Annotated in this window: 15 protein-coding genes; 7 read left to right on the top strand and 8 right to left on the bottom strand. The window is 75.0% G+C overall.

All coding sequences use genetic code 11. From position 1 onward, the window contains the following. Positions 1-185 precede the first annotated feature (185 nt). The 5 genes from AC02VZ_RS23820 (at position 186) to AC02VZ_RS23840 (ending at position 7336) form a co-directional block, all read left to right on the top strand. Entirely contained in the window at positions 186-482 is a 297-nt protein-coding gene (locus AC02VZ_RS23820) for a DUF503 domain-containing protein (RefSeq protein WP_362101735.1), read from the top strand. A gap of 48 nt (positions 483-530) precedes the next feature. After that, complete coding sequence (rbfA, locus tag AC02VZ_RS23825; protein ID WP_432057800.1) at positions 531-980, top strand: 30S ribosome-binding factor RbfA; 450 nt, start codon at positions 531-533, stop codon at positions 978-980. Next, a complete protein-coding gene (truB, locus tag AC02VZ_RS23830) occupies positions 977-1882 on the top strand; it encodes a tRNA pseudouridine(55) synthase TruB (RefSeq protein WP_432057801.1) in 906 nt (301 codons plus the stop codon). Before rbfA ends, truB begins: the two co-directional genes overlap by 4 nt. Before the next feature lie 755 nt (positions 1883-2637). After that, complete coding sequence (locus tag AC02VZ_RS23835; protein WP_476476364.1) at positions 2638-6210, top strand: trypsin-like peptidase domain-containing protein; 3573 nt, start codon at positions 2638-2640, stop codon at positions 6208-6210. 169 nt (positions 6211-6379) lie between these two features. Further along, on the top strand, positions 6380-7336 hold the full coding sequence (locus tag AC02VZ_RS23840; RefSeq protein WP_432057802.1) for a bifunctional riboflavin kinase/FAD synthetase: 957 nt from the start codon (positions 6380-6382) through the stop codon (positions 7334-7336). Positions 7337-7662: 326 nt separating this feature from the next. Here the strand turns inward: AC02VZ_RS23840 and AC02VZ_RS23845 are convergent, their stop codons facing one another. The 8 genes from AC02VZ_RS23845 to eccE form a co-directional block, all read right to left on the bottom strand. After that, positions 7663-8700, bottom strand: a complete 1038-nt coding sequence (locus AC02VZ_RS23845; protein ID WP_432057803.1) for an ABC transporter ATP-binding protein — start codon at positions 8698-8700, stop codon at positions 7663-7665. Then, positions 8697-9704: an ABC transporter ATP-binding protein gene (locus AC02VZ_RS23850; protein WP_432057804.1), complete on the bottom strand. Its 1008-nt coding sequence runs from the start codon at positions 9702-9704 to the stop codon at positions 8697-8699. The genes AC02VZ_RS23845 and AC02VZ_RS23850 overlap by 4 nt, the downstream gene beginning before the upstream one ends. Beyond that, the gene (locus AC02VZ_RS23855) at positions 9701-10603 is read right to left on the bottom strand and encodes an ABC transporter permease (RefSeq protein WP_432057805.1); all 903 of its coding nucleotides are present in this window, start codon (positions 10601-10603) and stop codon (positions 9701-9703) included. Before AC02VZ_RS23855 ends, AC02VZ_RS23850 begins: the two co-directional genes overlap by 4 nt. 200 nt (positions 10604-10803) lie before the next feature. Continuing rightward, positions 10804-11886, bottom strand: a complete 1083-nt coding sequence (locus AC02VZ_RS23860; protein WP_432057806.1) for an ABC transporter permease — start codon at positions 11884-11886, stop codon at positions 10804-10806. An 18-nt stretch (positions 11887-11904) separates the two neighbouring features. After that, the gene (locus tag AC02VZ_RS23865; protein ID WP_476476353.1) at positions 11905-13824 is read right to left on the bottom strand and encodes an ABC transporter substrate-binding protein; all 1920 of its coding nucleotides are present in this window, start codon (positions 13822-13824) and stop codon (positions 11905-11907) included. Between the two features lie 510 nt (positions 13825-14334). Further along, a complete protein-coding gene (locus AC02VZ_RS23870; RefSeq protein WP_476476354.1) occupies positions 14335-17808 on the bottom strand; it encodes an SCO5717 family growth-regulating ATPase in 3474 nt (1157 codons plus the stop codon). A gap of 209 nt (positions 17809-18017) precedes the next feature. Beyond that, positions 18018-18830, bottom strand: a complete 813-nt coding sequence (locus AC02VZ_RS23875) for a hypothetical protein (RefSeq protein ID WP_476476355.1) — start codon at positions 18828-18830, stop codon at positions 18018-18020. A 5-nt stretch (positions 18831-18835) separates the two neighbouring features. After that, positions 18836-20152: a type VII secretion protein EccE gene (eccE, locus tag AC02VZ_RS23880; protein ID WP_476476356.1), complete on the bottom strand. Its 1317-nt coding sequence runs from the start codon at positions 20150-20152 to the stop codon at positions 18836-18838. Between the two features lie 214 nt (positions 20153-20366). Between eccE and eccB the strand changes: the two genes are divergently transcribed. Next, positions 20367-21902: a type VII secretion protein EccB gene (gene eccB / locus AC02VZ_RS23885; protein WP_476476357.1), complete on the top strand. Its 1536-nt coding sequence runs from the start codon at positions 20367-20369 to the stop codon at positions 21900-21902. Positions 21903-21916: 14 nt separating this feature from the next. Further along, complete coding sequence (gene mycP / locus AC02VZ_RS23890; protein WP_476476358.1) at positions 21917-23179, top strand: type VII secretion-associated serine protease mycosin; 1263 nt, start codon at positions 21917-21919, stop codon at positions 23177-23179. Positions 23180-23325: the final 146 nt, after the last annotated feature.

Raw genomic sequence — 23325 nt, forward strand, 5'->3', positions numbered from 1 at the left:
ACGCGCCGGCCGACGGGACGCTCCATGTCCCGTCGGCCGGCGCGTGCCCGGTCGCGGACCGGCCGGGAGCCGCGGGGCGCGATATCCGTCGATCACGCGGCCCGCTTCGTTGTACCGTTCGTGATGCCCCCGCCCACTGGATGGCGGGGCCATCGATCCCGTGCCGGCGGGTGAACCGGTTGCACATGTATGTGGGGACGCTGTCCTTCGACCTCCTCCTCGGCGACGTCCGGTCGCTGAAGGAGAAGCGCTCCGTCGTCCGCCCGATCGTCGCCGAACTCCAGCGCAAGTACGCGGTGAGCGCGGCCGAGGTGGACCATCTGGACCTCCATCGCAGGGCGCTCATCGGCCTCGCGGTGGTCTCCGGCGACGCGGGGCACATCACCGACGTGCTGGATCGGTGCGAGCGGCTGGTCGCCGGGCATCCGGAAGTGGAACTGCTGTCCGTCAGGCGGCGCTTCCACGGCGAAGACGACGACTGACGACCAGGCTGTCGAGAACGAGATCAGGAAAGAACGGGAGACGGACCAGTGGCCGACAACGCGCGGGCGAAAAGGCTGGCGGACCTCATCCGAGAGGTGGTGGCCCAGAAGCTGCAGCGCGGGATCAAGGACCCGCGGCTCGGCACGCACGTCACCATCACGGACACCCGGGTCACGGGTGACCTGCGGGAGGCGACCGTCTTCTACACGGTGTACGGGGACGACGAGGAGCGCCAGGCCGCCGCGGCGGGCCTGGAGAGCGCCAAGGGCGTGCTGCGCTCCGAGGTGGGCCGCGCTGCCGGCGTGAAGTTCACGCCCACGCTGACCTTCGTCATGGACGCCCTCCCGGACACGGCACGCAACATCGAGGACCTCCTCGACAAGGCGCGCCAGTCCGACGCCAAGGTGCGCGAGGCGTCCGCGGGCGCCGCGTACGCCGGCGAGGCCGACCCGTACCGCAAGCCGGACGAGGACGAGACGGACGACACCGCCGAATGACGCAGAAACCCCCCACGCCCGACGGCCTTGTCATCGTCGACAAGCCGTCGGGCTTCACTTCGCACGACGTGGTCGCCAAGATGCGGGGCATCGCACGCACCCGCCGGGTCGGTCACGCCGGCACCCTCGACCCGATGGCGACGGGCGTCCTCGTGCTCGGCGTCGAGAGGGCCACCAAACTGCTCGGCCACCTGGCGCTGACGGAGAAGGAGTACCTCGGCACCGTCCGGCTCGGGCAGGACACCGTCACCGACGACGCCGAGGGGGACATCACCTCCTCCACCGACGCCTCGAAGGTCACCCGCGAGGCCCTCGACGCCGGGATCGCCGCACTGACCGGGGACATCATGCAGGTCCCGTCGAAGGTCAGCGCCATCAAGATCAACGGCGTGCGGTCCTACAAGCGGGCCCGCGAGGGCGAGGACTTCGACATCCCGGCCCGGCCGGTCACGGTCTCCTCGTTCGACCTGTACGACGTGCGGGAAGCCGTCGCCGAGGACGGCACCCCGGTGCTCGACCTGGTCGTCTCCGTCGTCTGCTCTTCCGGCACCTACATCCGGGCCCTCGCCCGCGACCTGGGCGCCGGACTCGGGGTCGGCGGCCACCTCACCGCGCTGCGCCGCACCCGCGTCGGCCCCTACCGTCTCGACGCGGCGCGGACCCTGGACCAGTTGCAGCAGGACCTCACCGTCATGCCGATCGCCGAGGCGGCGGCGGCCGCGTTCCCCCGCTGGGACGTCGACGCCCGGCACGCCCGGCTGCTCACCAACGGGGTGCGGCTGGAGATGCCCGAGATGTACGCGGGCACCGGTCCGGTGGCCGTCTTCGGCCCGGAGGGCGGCCTGCTCGCCCTGGTCGAGGAGCACAAGGGCAAGGCCAAGAGCCTGGCCGTCTTCGCCTGACGCTGACGGCCCGCGGCGCCCGCCCGGGAGGGGGGTGGAACATGCGTCTGCCCTGCGGGCTTGCCCACCGGTCGGCCGCCTGATCGGCTCGGTTGCTCGCCGGGCGGTCCGGTTGCTCGCCGGGCGGCTCGGTTGCTCGTCGGTCGCGCTTGCCCGCCGGTCGGTCCGGTCGGCTCGCCGGCCCACCGGTCGGTCCGCTCGCCCGCCGGTCGGTCCGCTCGCCCGCCGGTCGGCTCGCTGGCGGGCGAGTTGGGCCGTCGGTCCGTCAAGTGCCCCGCCGCGGATGCGGGCTGTCGGCCTGCGGAGGGGGTCCGTCGCCCCGCGGACGAGGACCCGGCCGACGCGGTGCGTCGCCCTGTCGATGACGGCCCTGTCGATGTGTCCCCCTGTCGACCCATCGACCCATCGACCCGTCGATGCGTCGACTCGTCTCCTCCACGCGGCCGGTCCGTCGGGCGCCGCCATGCCGGTACGAGCCCGCCACGGGCGGCCTGTGCTGCCGGTCCCGTCCGTGGAGCGGCGTCACGGGACTCCCCCTGCCGCCGCTCCACGGTCCCCCTCGGTTCCCCCACCCCTAGGGTGTATCCACCAGGCATCCTTTGTTCACCCGTACGTGCAGGCGCTCGGAGTGAACCGGGGGAGCGGAAGGGGGCGCGTTCGCCGAAGGGCGTTTCCCGCTGATCATCGTGGCCTACTGTCCAGAACACAGGCACGGTGGTAAGGCAGTACGGCGGGGAGGTTCGGCGATGAGCTCGATGACATCGCGCCACCGGCTCCCTCGCGGTCTCGACACCTCCCACGCGCCGGGCACCGCTCCGGACGCCGGGGACACCCACGCCGGGGACACCCCCCTCGGGCCACCGCCCCCGGAGGACCTGCTGGTCCGGGTCCACGACCTCGCCGGGCGACCGCGCGGCACCGGCTTCCTCGCCGACCACCACGGCACGGTGATCACCAGTCACGAGGCCGTCGACGGACTGCCCCGCCTCGTCCTGCGCGCCCCGGACGACCGGCACTGCGTGGTCGACGCCGACGCCGTCACCCCGCTGCCCGCCCTCGACCTCGCCCTGGTCCGCACCGACGGCCTCGGCCTCGACCCGCTGCCCGTCACCGTCCGCGACCGGATCGACAGCGGCACCTATGTGACGCTCGCCGCCGGCTGCTGGCGCGAGGCCCGCGTCCTGGGCGCCACGGCCGTCACGTACACCGCCACCGACCGCTCCCACCACCTCGACGACGCCCTCGAACTGGCCATCGGCACCGCGGGACGGGACGCGTTGCGGCTGGGCGGCGGAGCGGCCGGCGGGCCCGTGCTCGACGCCCGGACCGGCGCCGTGCTCGGGGTGCTCGGCACCGCGCTGCGCTCCCCGCACCGCGACAGCGGCTTCGCCGTCCCCCTGCGCTCACCGGTCCCCACCACGGCGGCGGACGCCCCCGGCCGGGCGGACGGCACCGCCGCCGGTGCCCGCCGGGCCGACGGCCCGCTCGCCGCCCTCCTGGCCCGGAACGCCACCACGGTCCCCGCCTACGGCGCCGACCTGAACGTCGCCGGGGTCCTGCACCTCACCGCCACCTCCGTCGCGCAGGACGGCCCCCCGGGCGTCCTCACCGGGGACACCGGCGCGCCCGGCGGCGTGCCCCGCATCGAACGGGCGGGCGTGACGGCGGAGTTCACCGCCTTCGAGCAGGGTCCGGCGACCGTGCTCGCCCTCGTCGGCCCGCCCGGCAGCGGCCGCACCACCGAACTCGCCGCGTACGCCGCCCGCCGCCACCGGGACGGCCGGCCCACGCTCTGGCTGCGCGGTGCCGACCTCCACCAGGACGACACCTCCCTCGCCGACGCCGCCCGCCGCGCCCTGGACCGGGCCGCCCGCATCGTGGCCGCTTCCCGCAGCCCCCTGCCGGCCGGCCCGGACGGCCTCGGCGACACCGGGCCCGAGCACCTCGCCGCCCTGGCCCGCGCCGCCGGACGCCCCCTGACCGTCCTCCTCGACGGCCCCGAGGAGATGCCCCCCGTCCTCGCCCACCGTCTCGCCGCGTGGACCGACGGCACCGTGCGCTGGCTGCGGACGACGGGCATCCGCCTGGTGGTCGCCTGCCGCCCGGAGTTCTGGGACGACGCCGCGCCCCGCTTCCCCGCCGGCCTGCTGCACGCGGCCCGGGACACGGCGGACCGCGCCGACCCGGCCCCCGCCCACGTGCCCCTCGGCGACCTGTCGGCCGAGGAGGCCCGGCGCGCCCGCGCCCACCTCGGCCTGCCCGACGACGTCCTCACCGGTGCCGACGCCCGGCACCCCCTCGCCCTCCGGCTGCTGTCGGAGATCCGGGACGCGCTCGGCGGCACACCCGGCGTGCCCGTCGACCGCGACGCCCTCTTCTCCGCCCACCTGGACCTGATGTGCCTGCGCGTCGCGGTCCGCCTCGCCGCCGGGAACGGCCTGCGCGGCACCGCCGTCCGCCGCCTCGCCGCCCGCGTCGCCGGGCAGCTGCACGAGGCCGCACGGCGCAGCCTCGGGCCGGGCCAGGGGGAACTGGAGCGGACCGCGTTCGAGGAGCTGTTCCCCTGGGGCCCCGCCCCCGCCCACCTCGGCGGGGGCACCGGCTGGGCCACCGCCGTGCTGACCGAGGGCGTCCTGGTGCCCGCGGGAGCCGGATACCGCTTCGCCCACGAGGAGTTCGCCGACTGGATCCAGGGCGTCCACCTCGACCTGGACGAGGCCCTGCGCGCTCTGGTCCACGCCCCCCGCCCCGCCGGCGACCCGGACCGCGTCCCCGTCCCGCACCACCGGGCCGGCCCCGTCGTGGAGGCCCTGCTGCGCCTCGGACGTCGCGGCGGCCCCGGCCCGCTCGCCTCCCGGCTCGCCGACCTGGTGCACGCCCTGGACGCCGACCCGGCCTCCTGGTGGGCCGCCCGGCTGCTCTCCGCCACCCTCACCCGGGTGCCCGACGCCACGCCCTGCACGGCGGTCCTCGGGCTGCTGGCCCACCGCGTGGTCGCCTGGCGGGAGCAGCGCCGCCCGGTGCCCGCCGAGCTCGGCCCGGACTTCTGGAGCACCGTCCCGCTGCCGCCCGACACCCGCTTCGCCCTGCTGCGGCGGCTCGTCCCCGCCGACGGCCCGCCGTGCGAGACCGGCCCGCGCTTCCTCGACGCCGCCGCCCGGCTGCTCACGGCCGCCCCCGTCGACGTCATCCCCCAGCTCGTCCGCTGGTTCGACGACGAACGGCCGCTGCCCGCCACCCCGCACGCGACCGTGGCGACGGCCGCACAGGTCCTGCTGCACACCCACCGCGACCGCGCCCCCGACGCCCTCACCGAGGCGCTCGCCGACAGCGCGCACCGCCGGGCCCAACAACTGCTGGCCGTCCTCGCCGAGGAGGAACCCGGCGCCGTCTGCCGCGCCGTCCACCGGTGGGCGCACGACGGGCGGTCCGCGCGCCGGGCCCTGGCCGTGACCCACGGGCTGCGCGTCGTCCCGTACGCCCGCGACGGCGCCGACCGCGCCCTGCTGCGGCGGGCCGCCCTGGCCCTGCTCGACCGCGCCGACGACCCCGCCCCGCACGGCGGCGCGCTCGCCCTGCTGGTCCGCGACCCGAGCAGCCGGGACGAGCACCTGGCCCGCGCCCTGGAGCACTTCGCGGCCGGGGACCCGCAGCTCCCCCCGGACGCACTGACCGGCGCCCTCATCACGCACCCCGGGCCGGTCCTCGCCGCCTTCGGGGCCCGGCTCACGCGGGCGGACGCCGACGAGACCCTCCGTGCCCTGGGCGACGCCACCACCCCGGGCCTGGCCGGCCGGGTCGCCGCGCTGCTGCGGGACGCCGTGCGACGGCGCCCGGAACTCGCCGGACCCATCGCCGGGTACGCCGAGCGGCGCCTGAACGGCGGACCCGCCGCCCAGGACGTCCTGTTCCCGCTGCTCGCCGGACTGCTCGACGGCGGCCCCGCCCCGCTGCGGGCGGCCCTCGCCGGCCTCCTCGCCGACCCCGGCACACCCGCCTCCCGGCCGCTGCGCCGCGTCCTGCTGGACACCCTGCTCGCCCGCGAGCAGGACCCCGACGTCCTGACCGCGGTGCTGCACGCCGCCGCCCGCACCACCGGCCCGGACCTGCGCGACCTCGTCCACCGCACCGGCCTCCTGCTCGCCCGCACCGCGGACGGCGCCGCCCGCCTCGACCGGGCCCTGGCCGACCTGGCCCGCCATGTCCCGGGCTTCGCCGCGGCGCTGGCCGGCCTGCTGTCCGACGCCCCGGGCGTGTGGGCGCCGCTGATCGGCCCCGGCGCCCGCCGGACCGTCGAGGACGTGGTGGGCGCGCGCGTCCCGGTGTGAACCGGGCGCGGGGTGGCGGGGCGGGGCCGGCGGCCCGGGTGAGCGCCCCTGCGAGCATGCCGCTGCGCGTCCCGGCGGGGCGGCATGGCACCCTTAGACCTGCGCGGAAAGAAGTCCACGCGACGTCCACGGACTCGGCTCGACAAGGTTTCGACAAGGAGCAGGCACAGTGCAGCGCTGGCGTGGCTTGGAGGACATCCCCCAGGACTGGGGGCGCAGCGTCGTCACCATCGGCTCCTACGACGGAGTGCACCGCGGGCACCAGCTGATCATCCGGCACGCCGTGGACCGGGCCCGCGACCTGGGCGTCCCGGCCGTCGTCGTCACCTTCGACCCGCACCCCAGCGAAGTGGTCCGCCCCGGCAGCCACCCGCCGCTGCTCGCCCCCCACCACCGGCGCGCGGAACTCATGGCGGAGCTGGGCGTGGACGCGGTCCTGATCCTGCCGTTCACCACCGAGTTCTCGAAGCTCTCCCCGGCCGACTTCGTGGCGAAGGTGCTGGTGGACAGGCTGCACGCCAAAGCGGTCGTCGAGGGCCCCAACTTCCGTTTCGGCCACCGGGCCGCGGGCACCGTGGACTTCCTCGCCGAGCAGGGCAAGCTCCACGACTTCGAGGTCGAGGTCGTCGACCTGTTCGTGTCCGGTGAGGCGGGCGGCGGCGAGCCCTTCTCGTCCACCCTGACCCGGCGCCTGATCGCGGAGGGCGACGTCGAGGGCGCAGCCGAGATCCTGGGCCGTCCGCACCGCGTGGAGGGCGTCGTCGTGCGCGGCGCCCAGCGCGGGCGCGAGATGGGGTTCCCGACGGCCAACGTCGAGACCCTCCCGCACACCGCCGTCCCCGCCGACGGCGTGTACGCCGGCTGGCTGCACGCCCAGGGGGAGGCCATGCCGGCCGCCATCTCCGTGGGCACCAACCCGCAGTTCGACGGCACCGAGCGCACCGTGGAGGCGTACGCCATCGACCGCGTCGGCCTCGACCTCTACGGCCTGCACGTCGCCGTGGACTTCCTGGCCTTCGTCCGCGGCCAGGCCACGTTCGACACGCTCGACGCCCTGGTCGAGCAGATGGGCCGGGACGTGCAGCGCTGCCGCGAGCTGGTCGCGGCGGCCGAACAGCGGGCGTAGCGGGGCGCGACGCGGCCCGACGGTCCGCACCCCCTACGGGTCCCGGGTGCCCCGGGCCCGGGTGAGGGCTCCCGGAGGCGCCTGCGTGCCGCCCGCGGCGCCCGGCTCCCGGATCGTCGCCGGTGTATGCACTCCGACCCCGGTGCCTGCCCCCCGGCTCCGGAGGCTGGACCGGCCCCGGGGTCTGGACCGTTCCCGGTACCTGCTCCCCCCGGGTACGTGCTGAGTCCCGGTACCCGCTCGCCCCGGTATCTGGCCGCCTCCCGGTGCCCGGTCCGTCCGTTGCCGGTGCCCGGTCCGTCCCGGCGCCCCCGGCCCCCTCGGCCTCAGTGTTCCGCGGCGGTGTCGTCCTCCGTCTCCCGCACGCCGGTCGTGTGGGCCCAGTGACAGGCCACCTGGGCCGTGTCGCCGCCGTCCAGGACCGCCGGGTCCACGGTCCGGCACGCCTCCGCGACGCCGGCCCGGTCCGCCTCGCCGGTCGCCAGGACCTGGCAGCGGGCGTGGAAGCGGCAGCCGCCCGGGATGCGGGACGGATCCGGCGGTTCACCGGTGAGCACCACCGGCTCGCCCGGCGCCTCCGGCAGCACCGACAGCAGGGCCCGGGTGTAGGGGTGCCGGGGAGCGGTCAGCACCTGCTCCACCGCCCCGTTCTCCACGATCCGGCCCAGGTACATCACCGCCACCCGGTCGGCGATGTTCCACGCCAGACCCAGGTCGTGCGTCACCACCAGTGCGGACAGGCCCAGTTCGGTCCGCAGGCGCAGCAGCAGGGCCAGGATCTCCCCGCGCACCGAGGCGTCCAGGGAGGCCACCGGCTCGTCGGCGACGAGGAGTTCGGGCTCCAGCACCAGCGCGCCCGCGATCACCACCCGCTGCCGCTGGCCGCCGGACAGTTCGTGCGGGTAGCGCAGGAAGAACCGTTCGGGAGGCCGCAGCCCGGCCCGGGACAGCGCGTGCGCCACCGCCGCCCGCTCGTCACCGCCGTGGCCGTGGATGCGCAGCCCCTCGGCGACCGCGTCGTACACCGTGTGCCGGGGGTTGAGCGAGCCGCTGGGGTCCTGCAGCACCAACTGCACGCGCCGGCGGTACGCCTTGAGGGCCCGCCCGGAGTGGTCCAGCGGCTCGCCGTCGAACGTGACCCGCCCGCCGGTGGGCCGCACCAGCCCCAGCAGCGCGCGGGCCAGCGTCGTCTTGCCGCAGCCCGACTCGCCGACCAGGGCGACGATCTCACCGGAGCGGATGTCGAGGTCGACACCGTCCACGGCGCGGGCGCCCGGCGCGCCGCGCCGCCCGGGGAAGGCGACCCGCAGACCCCGGGCACTCAGCAGGGGGGCGGCGGGAGTCGTGGTGGGGGAGGTGGTCATGGGGTGCTGGGCCTCGCCTTCCGCAGGGGGACCGCCGCGGCGGCGGCCGTCGCGTCCTCACCGACCCGTACGCAGGCGGCCCGCCGGTCCGCGTCCACCCCGCGCAGCGGCTGGTCGTCCACCGCGCAGGACTCCAGCGCCACCGGACACCGCGGGTGGAACGCGCAGCCGGAGGGCAGCGCCGACGGGTCCGGGGGATCCCCGGCGAGGCCGCGCGGCGCGAAGCGCGACGCCGGGTCGCCGATGCGGGGGAACGCCGCCGACAGGGCCCGGGCGTACGGGTGGACGGCGGCCCGGTGGACCGCGTCGGCCGGGCCCTCCTCGACGACCCGGCCCGCGTACATCACCGCCAGCCGGTCGCAGGTGTCGGCCAGCACCGCCAGGTCATGGCTGATCATGATCAGGCCGACGTCCTGGTCGGCGACCAGCCGTTCGATCAGCCGCAGGATCTGCGCCTGGATCATCACGTCGAGCGCGGTGGTCGGCTCGTCCGCGATGATCAGCCGCGGATCGCAGGCCAGCGCCATGGCGATCATCACCCGCTGCCGCTGTCCACCGGACAGTTCGTGCGGATGGGCCGCCGCCCGCGCCGCCGGGAGCCCCACCTGTTCCAGCAACTCCCCGGCCCTGCGCCGTGCTTCGGCCGGGGTCACCCGGCGGTGCAGCAGCAGGGGCTCGGCGATCTGGTCGCCCACCCGGTGCACGGGGTTCAGGGAGTGCATCGCGCCCTGGAACACGATCGAGGCGCCGGCCCAGCGGACCGCCCGGACCCGGCCCCACTTCATGGCCAGCACGTCCTCGCCGTCCAGCAGCACCTGCCCGGCGGTGTGCGTCCCCGGGGGCAGCAGCCGCAGCAGGGCCAGCGCCAGCGTGGACTTGCCGCAGCCGGACTCCCCGGCGATCCCCAGTTTCCGGCCCGCCTCCAGCCTCAGGTCGACACCGCGCACGGCGGCGACCCCGCCCGCGTAGGTCACGGTCAGGTCCCTGACCTCCAGCAGACTCAACGGGCCACCCCCAGCCTGGGGTTGAGGACGGACTCCACGGCCCGCCCGCACAGCGTGAACGCCAGTGCCACCGAGGCGATGGCCACCCCCGGCGGCACCAGGTACCACCAGTGCCCGGAGCTGACCGCGCCCGCCTCCCGGGCGTCCTGGAGCAGCCCGCCCCACGACACCACCGTGGGGTCGCCGAGCCCGAGGAAGGCCAGGGTCGCCTCGGCCAGGATCGCGGACGAGATGATCAGGGTCGTCTGGGCCAGCACCAGCGGCATCACGTTGGGCAGCACGTGCCGGCTCATGATGTGCCAGTGCCCGCCGCCCAGCGCCCGCGCCCGCTCGATGTAGGGCCGGGTCTCCACCGCGAGCGTCTGGGCGCGCACCAGCCGGGCCGTGGTCGGCCACGTGGTCACCCCGATCGCCACCACGATGGTGACCAGCGAGCGGGGCATCACACTGGCCAGGGCGATCGCCAGCACCAGGGTCGGCATCACCAGGAACCAGTCGGTGATCCGCATCGTCACCGTCGCGTACCAGCCGCGGAAGTGTCCCGCGGTCACCCCGATCAGCGTGCCGATGGCCACCGACAGCACAGCCGCGAGCAGCCCCACCAGCAGCGACACCCGCGCGCCCTGGACCACCAGGCCGAGCAGGTTCCGCCCGAACCGGTCGGTGCCGAACGGGAACGCGGCACTCGGGCTCTCCAGGGCCTCGCCGGGAGCGTCCGTCACCTGGTCGACGTCGGAGCCGACCAGCAGCGGCGCGGCGAGCGCCAGCACCCCGGCCAGCAGCAGCGCGGCCAGTCCGGCGACGCCCGCCCGGTGGGTGCGGTACTGCCGCCAGAAGCGGGCCACCGAGGCGCGCCGCCGCTGCCGGGCCAGCGCCCGCGCGGATGCCTGCGCGGGCATGGACCCCTGCGTGGGCACTGACCCCTGTGCGGGCACGGGCGCGGGCCCGCCCGACGACGGGTCGGCAGGCGGCGCGGAAGCAGGCGGCCGGGAAGCACGGGGCGGGGAAGCAGGCGGCGAGGAGACGGGCGGCGGCCGGTCCCCGGCCGGGGTACCGGAGCCCGGCGCCGGCGTGTCGGTCGTGCCGTCGTGGTCGGTCGTCATCGGCCCACCCGGGGGTCGAGCAGCGGATAGATCAGGTCGGCCAGCGTGTTCATCAGGATCACCGCGGCCGCGAACACGAAGAACAGGCCCTGCACCAGCGGCAGATCGGGCACGCTCAGCGCCTGGTAGAACAGCCCGCCGAGCCCCGGCCAGGAGAAGACCGTCTCCACCAGGATCACGCCCGCCACGGTCCGCCCGAGGTTGATGAACACGAGCGTCACGGTCGGCAGCAGCGCGTTGGGCACGGCGTGGCGACGGCGCACCAGGTCGTCGCGCAGTCCCTTGGCCCGCGCGGTGGTCAGGTAGTCGCTGCCCATCTCGTCGAGCAGCGCGGACCGCGTCACCAGCAGCGTCTGCCCGTACTCCACCGCCACCAGCGTCAGCACCGGCAGCACCAGGTGGTGGGCCACGTCCAGCACGTACGCGAAACCCTCCTCGCCGCCGGACTCCATGCCGCCGGTCGGGAACAGCCCCGGGACCGGGCCGACGCCGACCGACAGCGTGACGATCAGCAGCAGGCCGAGCCAGAAGGACGGCACGGAGTACAGGACCAGCGCCAGACCCGTGTGGAACCGGTCACCGAGCCGCCCGTTGCGCCACGCCGCCCGCGTGCCGAGCAGGACACCCAGCGCCGTGTAGAGGACGAAGGCGGTCCCGGTCAGCAGCAGGGTGTTCGGCAGCGCCTCGGTGATCTTGTCGATCACCGGGGCGCGGAACTGGTACGACGTTCCCAGGTCGCCGGTGAGGGCCTTGCCGCAGTAGTCGGTGAACTGCTGCCACATCGGCAGGTCGAGCCCGAACTCCCTCCGATAGGCGTCCAGTTGTTCCGCCGACACCTGGCGTCCGCCGGTCATGAACTTCACCGGGTCGCCCGGGATCAGCCGGAAGAGGAAGAAGCTCGTGACGAGGACGGCGAACAGCGACACGGCGGCGCCGGCCAGCTTGCCCGCCACGTACCGCAGGTAGCCGGTCGTGGTGCGCGCCCGCGGGCCGCCGCGGCCGGCCGCCGGTCCGTCCCCCTTCACCGGACCGGCGGCCGGCGCGCCCTCCACGGGCGCCGATGCTGCGTCAGCGGTCATCGGACGCCCGTCCGCCGCCTACTCACGGTCGTCGGCGGTCGCCCGCCGCCGCAGCGTCACGAACGCCCCCAGCCCCGCGAGGACCACGGCCCCCGCGACGATCCCGACGACCACACCGGCCGACGAGGAGCCGCCCCCCGAGTCGTCCGAGGCCGCCGGCACCGCGGACCACCAGCTCCAATAGCCGTCCTGGCCGTAGATGTTGCCCGCCTTCGCCGGCATCGTGGTGATCGACTCGATGTGGTCCGTGCGGTACGCCTCCACGGCGTTCGGGTACGCCATGACGTTCATGTATCCGAGGTCGTACAGCCGGGACTGCATCTGCCGTACCAGATCGGCGCGTTCGGCCGGGTCGTACTCGGCGAGCTGGCGTGCGTACAGCTCGTCGTACGTCTTGTCGCAGATGAAGTTGTCGGTGGCGCCGGTGTCCTTCGGTGTCGCCGGCAGGGCGGCACAGGTGTGGATGGACAGGACGAAGTCCGGGTCGGGGTTGACCGACCAGCCGTCGAACGCCAGGTCGTACTCGCCCGCCAGCCACGGATCGGTCACGTTGTCCAGGCAGTTGAGCCGCACCCCGATGCCGAGGTCGCCCCACCACTCCTGCAGGTACTTGCCGATGGCCTTGTCGTTCGGGTCGGTGGCGTGACACAGCACCCGGTAGGTGATCGGCTCGCCGTCCTTGCCGACCCGCCTGCCGTCGGCGTTCTCCCGGTACCCCGCCTCGTCGAGGAGCGCCGCCGCCTTCGCCGGGTCGTACGCCAGCTCCTGGCCGGCGGACGGCTCCCAGAAGTACTGCGAGAAGCGCGGGGGTATGTAACCCGCCCCCTCCACGGCGTGCCCCTGGAACACCTTGTCGATGATCGCCTCGCGGTCCACCGCCATGAACAGCGCGTTGCGCACCCGCTGGTCGAGCAGCGAGGGGTGGCCGTCGCCCATCTTCTCGCCGTTCCTCGCCTTCGCGCCCGGGTTCGTGGCGAGGGCGTAGAAGCGGCGCCCGGGCGCGTCGTTGACCCGGATGTTCTTCTCCTTCTTCAGCGACGCCGCCTGCGCCGGGGTCAGCGACGGCGAACCGGCGACGAACGACACCTCGCCCTTGCGCAGCGCCGACACGGCCGCGTCCTGGTCCTTGTAGTACCGGAAGACCAGCTCGTCGAACTTCGGCGCTCCGCGCCAGAAGTCCTTGTTGGGCTCCAGCCGCACGTAGCTGTCGGCCTTGTAGTCGGTGAGGACGAACGGCCCGTTGCCGACGAGGGGGAAGTCCTGGTCGTTGTTGAACTTCGCGTAGTCGTCGACCTTCTCCCACACGTGCTTGGGCACGATCGGCACGTCCAGCGCCGTCATCGTGGCCTGCGGCTTCTTCAGCCGGATGACCAGTTCGGTCGGGCTGGGCGCCGTGACCTTCTCGAAGTTGGCGACGAAGCTGCCGTTGGCGGTCGCCGCGCCCCCGTCGGTCATCATCGTGTTGAACGTCCAGGCCGCGTCCTCGGCGGTGGCCCGCTTCCCGTCCGACCACGTCGAGTCCGACCGGATGGTGTACGTCCAGGTCAGCTTGTCCGGCGACGACTCCCACTTCGTGGCCAGCCCGGGGACGACGTGGTTGTCCTCGGGGTCGTAGTTGGTCAGGTACTCGTACGTGAGCCGGTGGATGCTCGTACTGAGCAGCCGCACCGCGAGGAACGGGCTGAGCGAGTCGACGCTCTGCGCCACCGCGACGGTGAGCACCTTCTTGCCGTCGTCGGCCGCCTCGGCCTGCTGGGGCGCCGGGTTCAGCGGTGTCACCAGCCCGGCGGTCAGCGTCAGCGCCGCCGCACCGGCCACCGCGACGACACGCAGCGGACCGCCGCGGAGCGACCCGCGCGGGGGCCGGGGGTGGGGCCGGGGGTGGGGGGAGGGGCGCTGCCCGCCGGGGGGCCCGCCGTACTGATCGTTCGTGTCCATAAGAGGGCTGACCTCGCGTCATCGCTCGCACGGGAAGGACGGGTTGATCAGGTGGGTGATGAGTGTGTCTATCAGCGCCCTCTGCCACCGTCAACGGCGCGTGCACCCCATGTGGCCTGCGGAAATAACGAATTGGCGAGCATTTCCCGCCCATTGGCGGAGACCACTGAAGCACTCCAGGCCAGGGGCTGACGGCCGGATCCGGCCGTCGGGCGGCGCGAAGTGCGGTGTGGACGGTGAAGGGGCCGGGGCGGGGTGTGGACGGTGGCCGGGTCCTACGGGTGGGCCGGGCACAGGGGCGTGTGCGGGGTGGGCGCGGCCGAAACGGGGGTCGGAGCCTGGGAAGGGGCGGGGAAACGGGGTTGACCCTACGGAAGGGGCGGAAACGGCCGATCGGCCCCTTGGAGGAGGGGCCGATCGGAGGACGGACGGGGCAGGGGCGGACGGGCGCGCGGTGCTGCCCGGCGGGAGGCGGCCGGGTGTTGCCGCCTCCCGTGCCGGCCGGTCGCCCTACTGCTGGGGCGGCGGGGTCCGGTCCTGCTGGGGCTGCGCCTCCGGTGGGGCGGCCGGGGGCTGGGGCTGGGCCGGCGGATGCGGCTGGGCCAGGGGGTAGGCCTGGTCCGGAGCCGCCCCCGGTGCCGGGGGCTGCGGGTGGGCGGCATGCGGCGGGACCGGCGGCTGCCCCGGGTGCCCGTGGGGAGGCTGGGCCTGCGGGTGGTCCGGCGCTGCCGGGTGGGCGTACGGCGGTGCCTGCGGGTGCGGTTGCCCGGGGTGCGCTCCGTACGGCTGCTGCGGGTACGGGCCCGGGCCCTGGGGCTGACCGGGGACCTGGGACCCGGGCGTGTGGTGCCCTCCGGCGGGCGGCTGCTGCGGGCCGGGGGCCTGCGCTCCGCCCGGGTACGGCATGCCCGGCACGCCCTGTCCGGGGGCGGCCTGCCCCGGCACGGGCTGCCCTGGCATGGGGTGTCCCGGCCCGGGCTGACCTGGCCCGGGCTGACCTGGCACGGGCTGTCCCGGCAGCGGCGGGGCGGCGACCGGGGGCGGGTTGCCGTCGGAGGTCCACAGGCCGTGCGCCTGCTGGTGCCGGACGAAGTCCTCGGCCACCAGCGCCGCCAGGTTGAAGTACGCCTCCCGCACCTTCGGCCGCATCATGTCCAGGTCGACCTCCGCACCGGCGGCCAGGTGCTCGTCGAACGGCACGACCACCACACCGCGGCAGCGCGTCCTGAAGTGGGACACGATGTCGTCCACCTTGATCATCTTGCCGGTCTCGCGGACCCCGGAGATGACCGTCAGGGACCGAGAGACCAGCTCCGCGTACCCGTGGGCCGACAGCCAGTCCAGCGTCGTACTGGCGCTGGACGCACCGTCCACCGACGGTGTGGAGATGATGATGAGCTGGTCGGCCAGGTCGAGCACCCCGCGCATCGCGCTGTACAGCAGACCCGTGCCGGAGTCGGTGAGGATGATCGGGTACTGCCGGCCGAGCACGTCGATCGCGCGCCGGTAGTCCTCGTCGTTGAACGTCGTGGACACCGCGGGGTCCACATCGTTGGCGATGATCTCCAGACCGGAGGACGCCTGGGAGGTGAACCTCCGGATGTCCATGTAGGAGTTGAGGTACGGGATCGCCTGGACCAGGTCGCGGATCGTCGCCCCGGTCTCCCGCCGCACGCGCCGGCCGAGCGTGCCCGCGTCCGGGTTGGCGTCGATGGCGAGGATCTTGTCCTGCCGCTCGCTGGCGAGGGTGGAGCCGAGCGCGGTCGTCGTGGTCGTCTTGCCGACGCCGCCCTTCAGGCTGATGACGGCGATGCGGTAGCAGGAGAGCACCGGCGTGCGGATCAGCTCCAGTTTGCGCTGCCGCTCCGCCTCCTCCTTCTTGCCGCCCAGCTTGAAGCGCGAGCCGCCGGCCGCGGGGCGGCTGCTCTTCGCCTTCTGCCTCTTGTTGTTGAGGAGGCGGTCCGAGGACAGTTCCACGGCCGCGGTGTAACCGAGCGGTGCCGCACCGGGGTTGGTCGGCTGCCGCTGGTCGTGCTGCACGGGCTGCGGCCAGGCGGCCCCGATCCGGGGGTCGACCGGCGGCTGCCCGGGCTGCCCGCCCTGCCCGTGCTGGTCCGGCCGGGGTGCCTGCGGCGGCACGCTCGGATGCTGCGGCTGCCCGGGGCCACCGGGCTGCCCCGGCACCTCCTGCGCAGGCTGCGCGGACTGCGCAGGCTGAGCGGGCTGGGCGGGCGGCGGCTGCTGGGGGAAGCCGTAACCGCCCGGCTGGGCCGGGGGGTTGGGCGACGGGACCGCCTGGGGAGGGGTGTGCGGGAAGCCGTAACCCGCGGGTGCGCCGGGGCCGGGGGTACCGGCCTGCGGGAACCCGTACCCCGGCTGCGGGGCGGCCTGACCCGGTGCGCCGGACTGGCCCGGGCCCTGCTGCGGCGGCACCGGGCCAGCAGGCGTCTGCCAGGCGGCCGGCGCGGGGTGCGGGGCCTGGGGGGCCTGCGGGGGGAAGGCGGGCGGCTGCTGGACGGGGACGCCCGGCTGCGGCGCGGTCGGCGCCGGGGAGGTGCCCTCCGGCTGGGGCGCCGGAGCCGGTGCCTGGGCCGCCGGTGCCTCCTGTTCCGGCGCCTGCGGGGCGGCCGGGGGCTGCGGCACCCCGTGGGGCTGGGCCGGCCACTGGCTCGCGGGTGCGGGCGCCGCGGGGTAGGCGGGGGGCAGCGGTGGGACGTTCTGCGAGGGCGGGGGCGGAGCCCAGGCGGGCGGGGCCGTGTCGGCCGTGGCCGGAACGGCGTCCTGCGGCGCGTCGGCACCGTGCGCCTCGACGGGCGGCGCCGACGCGGGCGGTGCCGTGGGCGGGGCGGTCGCGCCGTCGGGGGTCACCGGCTCACCCTCCGGCGGCGTGGAGCCGTCTGCGGCCTCCGCCTCCGGGCGGGAGCCCTCCGGCCCCTCGGACCCGGGCTGGGCGTCCGGCGCCTGTCCGGTGTCGGCGGACGCCGGCCGAGCGTGCTCGCCGTCCTGCTGCCCGGCTCCGTCCCCGGCGCTCGGGTCCGCTCCGACGGTGGGTCGCGCACCGGCTGCGGCTGCCCCCGCCGACGGCACCGCCTCGTCCGCGTCGGTGTCCGCGATCGTGTTCGCGTTCGTGTCCGCGTTCGCGTTCGCGTTCTCGTCCGCAGGGACGCCGCCACCGTGGCCCTCGGCACCGGCAGCGGTGCCGCCACCGTCCGGCCCGGAGCCGTGCGGCCCGGAACCGTCCGGCCCGGCCGCGGCGTCGCGGTCGGCCTCCGGGCCGGGACCCTCGTCGGCCGTGGCGATCCGCGCGCCGCCGTGGTCCTCCGGCGCGCCGCCGGACGCGGTGGCCGCGTCGCCGTGCTGCCCGCCCCCTGCGGTGGTCGCGTCGCCGTGCTGTCCGCCGGTGGGCCCGCCCGTGTCCGGCTGTCCCGCCGACGCTTCGGCGGCCTCCGAAGCGGCGGTCGTTCCGGCCGTCGTTCCGGTCGTCGCTCCGGGCTCCGTGCCGCCCTCCTCGGGGCGCGCCGCCCCCGCGGACCGGGCTTCCGCCTCAGCGGCGGCGTCACGCCGTGCGAACTCCTGCTTCAGGGCGGCGGCGGAGAAGCGCATCGTGGCGCCGCTCTCCAGGTCACCGTTTCCGGGGTCCGGCGGGTAGGCGTCGCCGCCCACCGGGGCGGGCGGTACCGCGGCCCGAGCGGCCGGGCCGGTCACCCGGTCCGCGTCGTCCGCCGCCCCCTCGCCCTGCGGGCGGGGCGGTTCGGGCTGCTGGGGTTCGAAGCCGCTGCCCGCCGGCAGCCGGGGCACCGCGCCGGAGCCCGTCGGGGGTGGGCCCGCGGCTCCCGCACCGCCACCGGAGGCGTTCTGCGTGTACCAGGCCGGTGGTGCGTAGTCGATGGTGAACTCGCCCGTCGCCTCGACGGACTCCGCGTCGGGCTGGTCATCGCCGGGTGTCGCCCAGCCCCCGCGGTTCCCGTCCCGATCGCTGTTCACAGTTCCTCCTGGTGTGGTGGCGCACCCTCGGGCCGTGCCGGGGCGCCCCTGCTCGTCGTCCGAAGTCCTCCGGGGGCTGTCCGAGGCCGTTGCGGAGTCGTCCGTCGCACGGTGCCCCCGACCGGACCCAGCCTAATCACCACCACCGGCACCCCGGCAGGCCCCGTCGACCCCTCGGTACGCTTCCGCGTCCCGGCGGCCGACGGCCTTCAGTCCATCCGCCGGGGCGTACCCAGCAACCCGATCTCCGCGTCGGTCGGTTGGGTCATCACGTACTGCCGGTCACGGTCGGCGCACCACAGGGTGACACCGTCGGGCAGCGTCGGCAGGGCGTCGATCTCCGCCCGGGGCAGCCCCATGGTGCGCCCCAGTTCGGCCGACTCGTCCGGCGAGATGCGCTGGACACCCACCAACCGCGCCTGACGCAGCAACCGGGGCGCGACGGGGCTCAGATAGGGCAGCAGCGTCAGGACCGCCTGCCAGCGCCCGGACACCACCCGGCCGCGCGGCGGACGCATCCCGCAGTCCCGCACGACCAGGACCGGTGTGCCGGCCGACGCACCCTGCGGCGGCACCCGCCCGACGTCGTACACCGCGAGGCCGTTCTGCCCGCCGCCCATGGCGTGCACCATCTGCGTCCACGCCTGCGGACGCCCGGTCTCCACGGCGACCCGGGCACCGGTCGCCGCGGCCCGCAGCGCCAGCACCTGGACCGTCCACAGGCTGCCGATCAGCACGATGTCGTACGGGGTGGGCCGGTTGAGCCCCAGCACCGCCGGCTGACCCTCGGCGTCCACCCCGATGACGACCCCGTCGTCCCCGATCGGCAGCGCCAGGGTGTCCAGGTCGTCGGCGCTCAGGGTGTGCCGGCCGTGGCGCGGGCCGATCAGCCCGAAACCGGTGCGCAGCAGCTCCGCGGCGCGGGACGCCACCGTGTCCGGCGTACCCGCAGCCGGTGCCGCCGGGCCCGAGCCGGGCGCGGGCGCGGGGACGCCGGGGCCGGCGCCGGGTCCTGTCGTCATGGCCGTCACCGCACACCTCCCAGGGGCAACGTGGCGAGTACGCCGGGCAGTTGCTCACGGTCCAGGCGCATGAGGGTCGCACCGGCCTCCCGCGCGGTGCCCTCCAGCGCCCGCCGGGCCTCGGTCAGCTCCTCCGCGCTGCGACCGGTCACCCGCAGGTGCCCGGTCAACGACAGCTCCCGCCGGCCCTCCGCCGCCAGGGTGAGACTGACGGTGGTGGCGAGCGCCGGAACCGCGGTGACCCGGGCGACGAACTGGGGGAGCGGGACACCGCCCTCGGCGCCGAACGCGGGCCACCTGCGCACCCAGTACGTGGTGTGTCTGCGGTTGTCGCAACGCCAGCTGCGGCCCGACTCCTCGGTGCGCCGCTCCTGCCGGGAGGACCGCCCCGCCTCCGCCGTCACCAGCGGGTTGGCGCAGGCCGACGTCGCGATGGCCGAGGTCAGTTCCTCCTCGTCGAGCACCGTGGCCCGGAACCCGGCACCGGTCAGCCGGCTGGCCAGGTGGTCGGCGACCCGCACCGCGCACTTCTGCGCCCCCACCAGCCCGCCGCCCCGGGCCGCCACGGCCTCCGGACACAGCTCCGGGTCCACCTTCAACGCGATCCAGGTGATGCGCACCGCGGGAGCGCCGGTCTGCTCCTGCAACGGCGCGTAGTTGCTGACCGCCACCGACTGACGGGGCAGGTGCAGTGCGGGGGCGGGCTGCGTGTGCAGCACGATCTGCGCCGACTCCAGACGGATCCCGTCCACGTCGAGCGCGTCCCGCACCAGCGCCAGCGGCAGGGGCCGCCGGGACCGCTCCGCCCGCAGGGCCGTCGCGTCCGCCTCCACCTGCACCACGGCCGTCACGAACGTGCCGTCCCCGACCAGGCCGACGGGACGCCGCTCCCGCCCGCCGAACGTGTACGTGCGCAGGCTCGGGTCGCACTCCACGGCCGGCGCCAGCCCGGCCTCCGTCCCCGCCGGGATCTCCAGCTTCGCCGCGCGCCTGCGCCGGGAACGCAGCGCCCGCACCGTGGCGATCCACTCGGGCAGCGAACGGCCGCGGCGGCGCACGAAGGCGAGCAGCACCAGCAGCACGGCGACGACGGCGGCCGGCACCAGGAACAGCGGCCCGAACAACCAGCCCGCCAGGAGCACGGCGGCGGCCAGCTCCACCAGGACGATCCGTTGCAACCGGAACGAACCCGGGCGTCCCGCACGCACCTTGAGCTGGAGACCCCCGCGCGGGGACGGCTGCCCCGCGGCCCCGGCGTCGGGTGCGGCGGCACCGCGCGTCCGGGTCCGGCCACGGCCCGGGGGCCGCCTTCCGGAAGCCATCACTGCATTCCCCCCATTTGTTCACAACACGCAGGAAATCCCGCGTCCCACCAGGCCCTGCGGGGCCCAGGCACCCTACCCGCTCCGCCAGTTGCTCCCCACACCAGGCATAGTAGGGGCCCGGTCCGACACCGGCGGGCGGACGACGGCGATCCCCGCCCCCGGAACGGGTGCGGGCGGGACACGTGCGGAACACGGGGAGAGACACGCACCAATGGCATCTCGGCGGGATCAGCTCAACGCCTACACCTTCGCGAAGCGCCGCTTGCTCGCGGCCTTCGTCCAGTCGTTCCCGCAGGGATCCGAGGAGGGAGCGCCCCGCCCGCTGCGGGGCGTCGTGCCCGGCGTCGTCATCGGCGTGATCGTCATGGCCGTGTTCGGCGCCTGGGGCATGCTCAAGCCCACGGCGCCCAAGGGCTGGGACACCCCCAACGAGAAAGTCATCATCGCCAGCGAGTCGACCACCCGGTACGTCGTGCTGAAGACCGGCGACGAGGCCCAGTTGCACCCCGTCCTCAACATGGCGTCCGCCAAGCTGCTCCTGGCCCCCAACAAGGGCGACGTCGTCACCGTCAGCGAGTCGCTCCTCGACAGCGGCAAGATCCCGCACGGCGCCACCATCGGCATCCCCTACGCCCCCGACCGCCTGCCCTCCGCGAAGGAAGCGGCCGCGGCCAAACGGTGGGCGGTCTGTGAACGCCCCAGCGCGGGCGGCCGGTCCATCCAGAAGGCGGCCCTCGTCCTCGCCGACCGCGAACGCTCCCTGACCGAGGGCAAGCAGAAGCTGAAGGGCGGTCAACTGCTCTACGTCGTCGACCCCGACGGCCACCGCCACATCGTGGACGCGGGCGGCACCGCCTACCGCGTCGACGAACTGGACAGCGGCGACGACCTGGAACTCCTGCTGCGCACGATCGTCGGCTCCGGCAGCGAACCGCAGCGGGTCTCCCGCGAGTGGCTGGCCACCCTCCACCGGGGCGACCCGGTCACCTTCCCCGAGCTCGACGCCACTCCCGGCGCCCCCGCCGACGCGCCCGGCCGGCTCGACCCGTCGGCCAACAGGGTCGGCACCGTGCTCAGGGCGCCCGACAACAACAAGGTGCAGCACTACGTCGTCCTCCCCGGCCGGGTCGCCCCCGTCTCCGCCTTCGTCGCCAAACTCCTGCTGTCCAGCGAGGACCTGACCTCGCTAGGCCAGACCGGACACGCCCTGGACATCAGCCCCGGCGCGATCGTCCCCGGCAAGCCCTTCGGCCAGGAGCACGACTGGCCTACCGGCACCCCCGAGGCGGTCAACGAGCCCTCCACCGTCAAGGGCAGCCGCAACACCGTCTGCAACGTCCTGCACCACGTCGGGGACAAGGGCGCCACCACGCTCACCACCTGGGCCGGCACCGACTTCCCGGCCGACCTCCCCGCCGGCTCCTCCAGCGCCTACGTCACCCCGGGCTCCGGACAGCTCTACCGTCAGTTCCAGGGCACCGAGACCAAGGCCGGCCCCGTCTTCCTGGTCACCGACACCGGCCTGCGCTACGTCCTGCAGTCCAACGCGGACAGCGCCACCGACGACGCGGGCATCGGCATGTCCGCCGAGGAGAGGAAGCAGTTGGAGCAGCAGGCCCAGCAGGCGCAGACCCGCCTCGGCTACGCCGACGTCGACCCGGCACCCGTCCCGGCCGCCTGGTCCGCGTTCCTGCCCACCGGACCCCGCCTGTCCACGGCAGCGGCCCGCCAGCCGCAGGGCTCCTGACCCCGGGGGACGGCATGCGACGCACCCACCTCGCCCTGCTCCGGACGGCGACCGCGGCGGTCCTGCTGGCGGCCCCGGTCACCCTCGCCCCGCCCGCCGCCGCGGACGACTCCTTCTCCGACCAGTGCGAGTACCCCAACGCCTCCTACCCCGGCCGCCCCTGGAGCCTCCAGCGCGTCCAACTCGACGCCCTGTGGAGCCAGTCCAAGGGCAAGGACGTACGGGTCGCCGTCATCGACACCGGCGTCGACGCGACCCACCCGCAGCTCAAGGACGCCGTCGACGCCAAGAGCGGCCGCAACTTCCTGCCCAAGGGCCTCAAGGACGACAACGGCGACCCCGTCGACCGCGGCAACGAGAACGGCACCACCGACACCGTCGGCCACGGCACCAAGGTCGCCGGCATCATCGCCGCCCGCCCGGCCGACAAGACCGGCTTCGTGGGCCTCGCCCCCGAGGCCACCATCATCCCGATCCAGCAGAACGACGCGGACGGCAACGGCGACACCGACACCCTGGCCCGGTCGATCCGCCACGCCGTCGCGGCCGAGGCCGACGTCATCAACATCAGCCAGGACACCTCCGACGCCGCCGAACCGGACCCGAAGCTGAAGACCGCCATCGACGAGGCCCTGAAGAACGACATCGTCGTCGTGGCCTCGGCCGGCAACGACGGAGCGGGCGGCAACGTCAAGAAGACCTACCCGGCCTCCTACGACGGCGTCCTCGCCGTCGCCGCCTCCGACCGCAACAACGAACGCGCCTCCTTCTCCCAGTCCGGCGACTTCGTCGACGTGGCGGCACCCGGCGTCGACATGATCTCCACCGTCCCCAAGGGCGGCCACTGCCTCGACAACGGCACCAGCTTCTCCGCGCCCTACGTCGCCGGCATCGCCGCGCTCATCAGGGCCAAGCACCCCACGTGGACGCAGCGTCAGATCGTCGCCCAGATCGAGCAGACCGCGGAACGGACCATCGCCGGCCGCGACCGCCTGGTCGGCTGGGGCGTGGTCGACCCGGTCGCCGCCCTCACCGAGGACGACCGCCCGATCGAGTCCCCGCGCCCCCGCGAGGGCCTCGCCCGCGCCGAGGCACCCGCGGCGGCACCCCTCCCGCTCGGCGAGACCGCCGACGAACGCAACGCCCGCCTCGCGACCTACGTCGCCGTCGGCACCGCGGTGCTGGTGGCCGGCTTGGGCGGTACGGCGGTGGCCGTCCGGGACGCGCGCAGGCGAAAGAGGGCGGTCACCCCGGAAAACGTCGACAGCACGATGTGAGAAACACCGCTCGGTCACCGACGCCTTGACGGCAACCGGCTCCGCGTCCGTACCGTCCGGTGAAGAGAGGGTGAGGATACGCCGTTCCGTACGACCGCGACGGCGTATGGCAGTTGGGACTGTCGGTGCGGATCACTAGAGTGGTT

Source organism: Streptomyces sp. 3-6, assembly GCF_056323165.1.

Excerpts from the sequence above, each read along its gene's own strand:
- AC02VZ_RS23820 (WP_362101735.1), top strand. The coding sequence starts at position 186 with ATGTATGTGGGGACGCTGTCCTTCGACCTCCTCCTCGGCGACGTCCGG.
- truB (WP_432057801.1), top strand. The coding sequence starts at position 977 with ATGACGCAGAAACCCCCCACGCCCGACGGCCTTGTCATCGTCGACAAG.
- AC02VZ_RS23835 (WP_476476364.1), top strand. The coding sequence starts at position 2,638 with ATGACATCGCGCCACCGGCTCCCTCGCGGTCTCGACACCTCCCACGCG.
- AC02VZ_RS23845 (WP_432057803.1), bottom strand. The coding sequence starts at position 8,700 with ATGACCACCTCCCCCACCACGACTCCCGCCGCCCCCCTGCTGAGTGCC.
- AC02VZ_RS23855 (WP_432057805.1), bottom strand. The coding sequence starts at position 10,603 with ATGCCCGCGCAGGCATCCGCGCGGGCGCTGGCCCGGCAGCGGCGGCGC.
- AC02VZ_RS23860 (WP_432057806.1), bottom strand. The coding sequence starts at position 11,886 with ATGACCGCTGACGCAGCATCGGCGCCCGTGGAGGGCGCGCCGGCCGCC.
- AC02VZ_RS23865 (WP_476476353.1), bottom strand. The coding sequence starts at position 13,824 with ATGGACACGAACGATCAGTACGGCGGGCCCCCCGGCGGGCAGCGCCCC.
- AC02VZ_RS23875 (WP_476476355.1), bottom strand. The coding sequence starts at position 18,830 with ATGACGACAGGACCCGGCGCCGGCCCCGGCGTCCCCGCGCCCGCGCCC.
- eccE (WP_476476356.1), bottom strand. The coding sequence starts at position 20,152 with ATGGCTTCCGGAAGGCGGCCCCCGGGCCGTGGCCGGACCCGGACGCGC.
- eccB (WP_476476357.1), top strand. The coding sequence starts at position 20,367 with ATGGCATCTCGGCGGGATCAGCTCAACGCCTACACCTTCGCGAAGCGC.
- mycP (WP_476476358.1), top strand. The coding sequence starts at position 21,917 with ATGCGACGCACCCACCTCGCCCTGCTCCGGACGGCGACCGCGGCGGTC.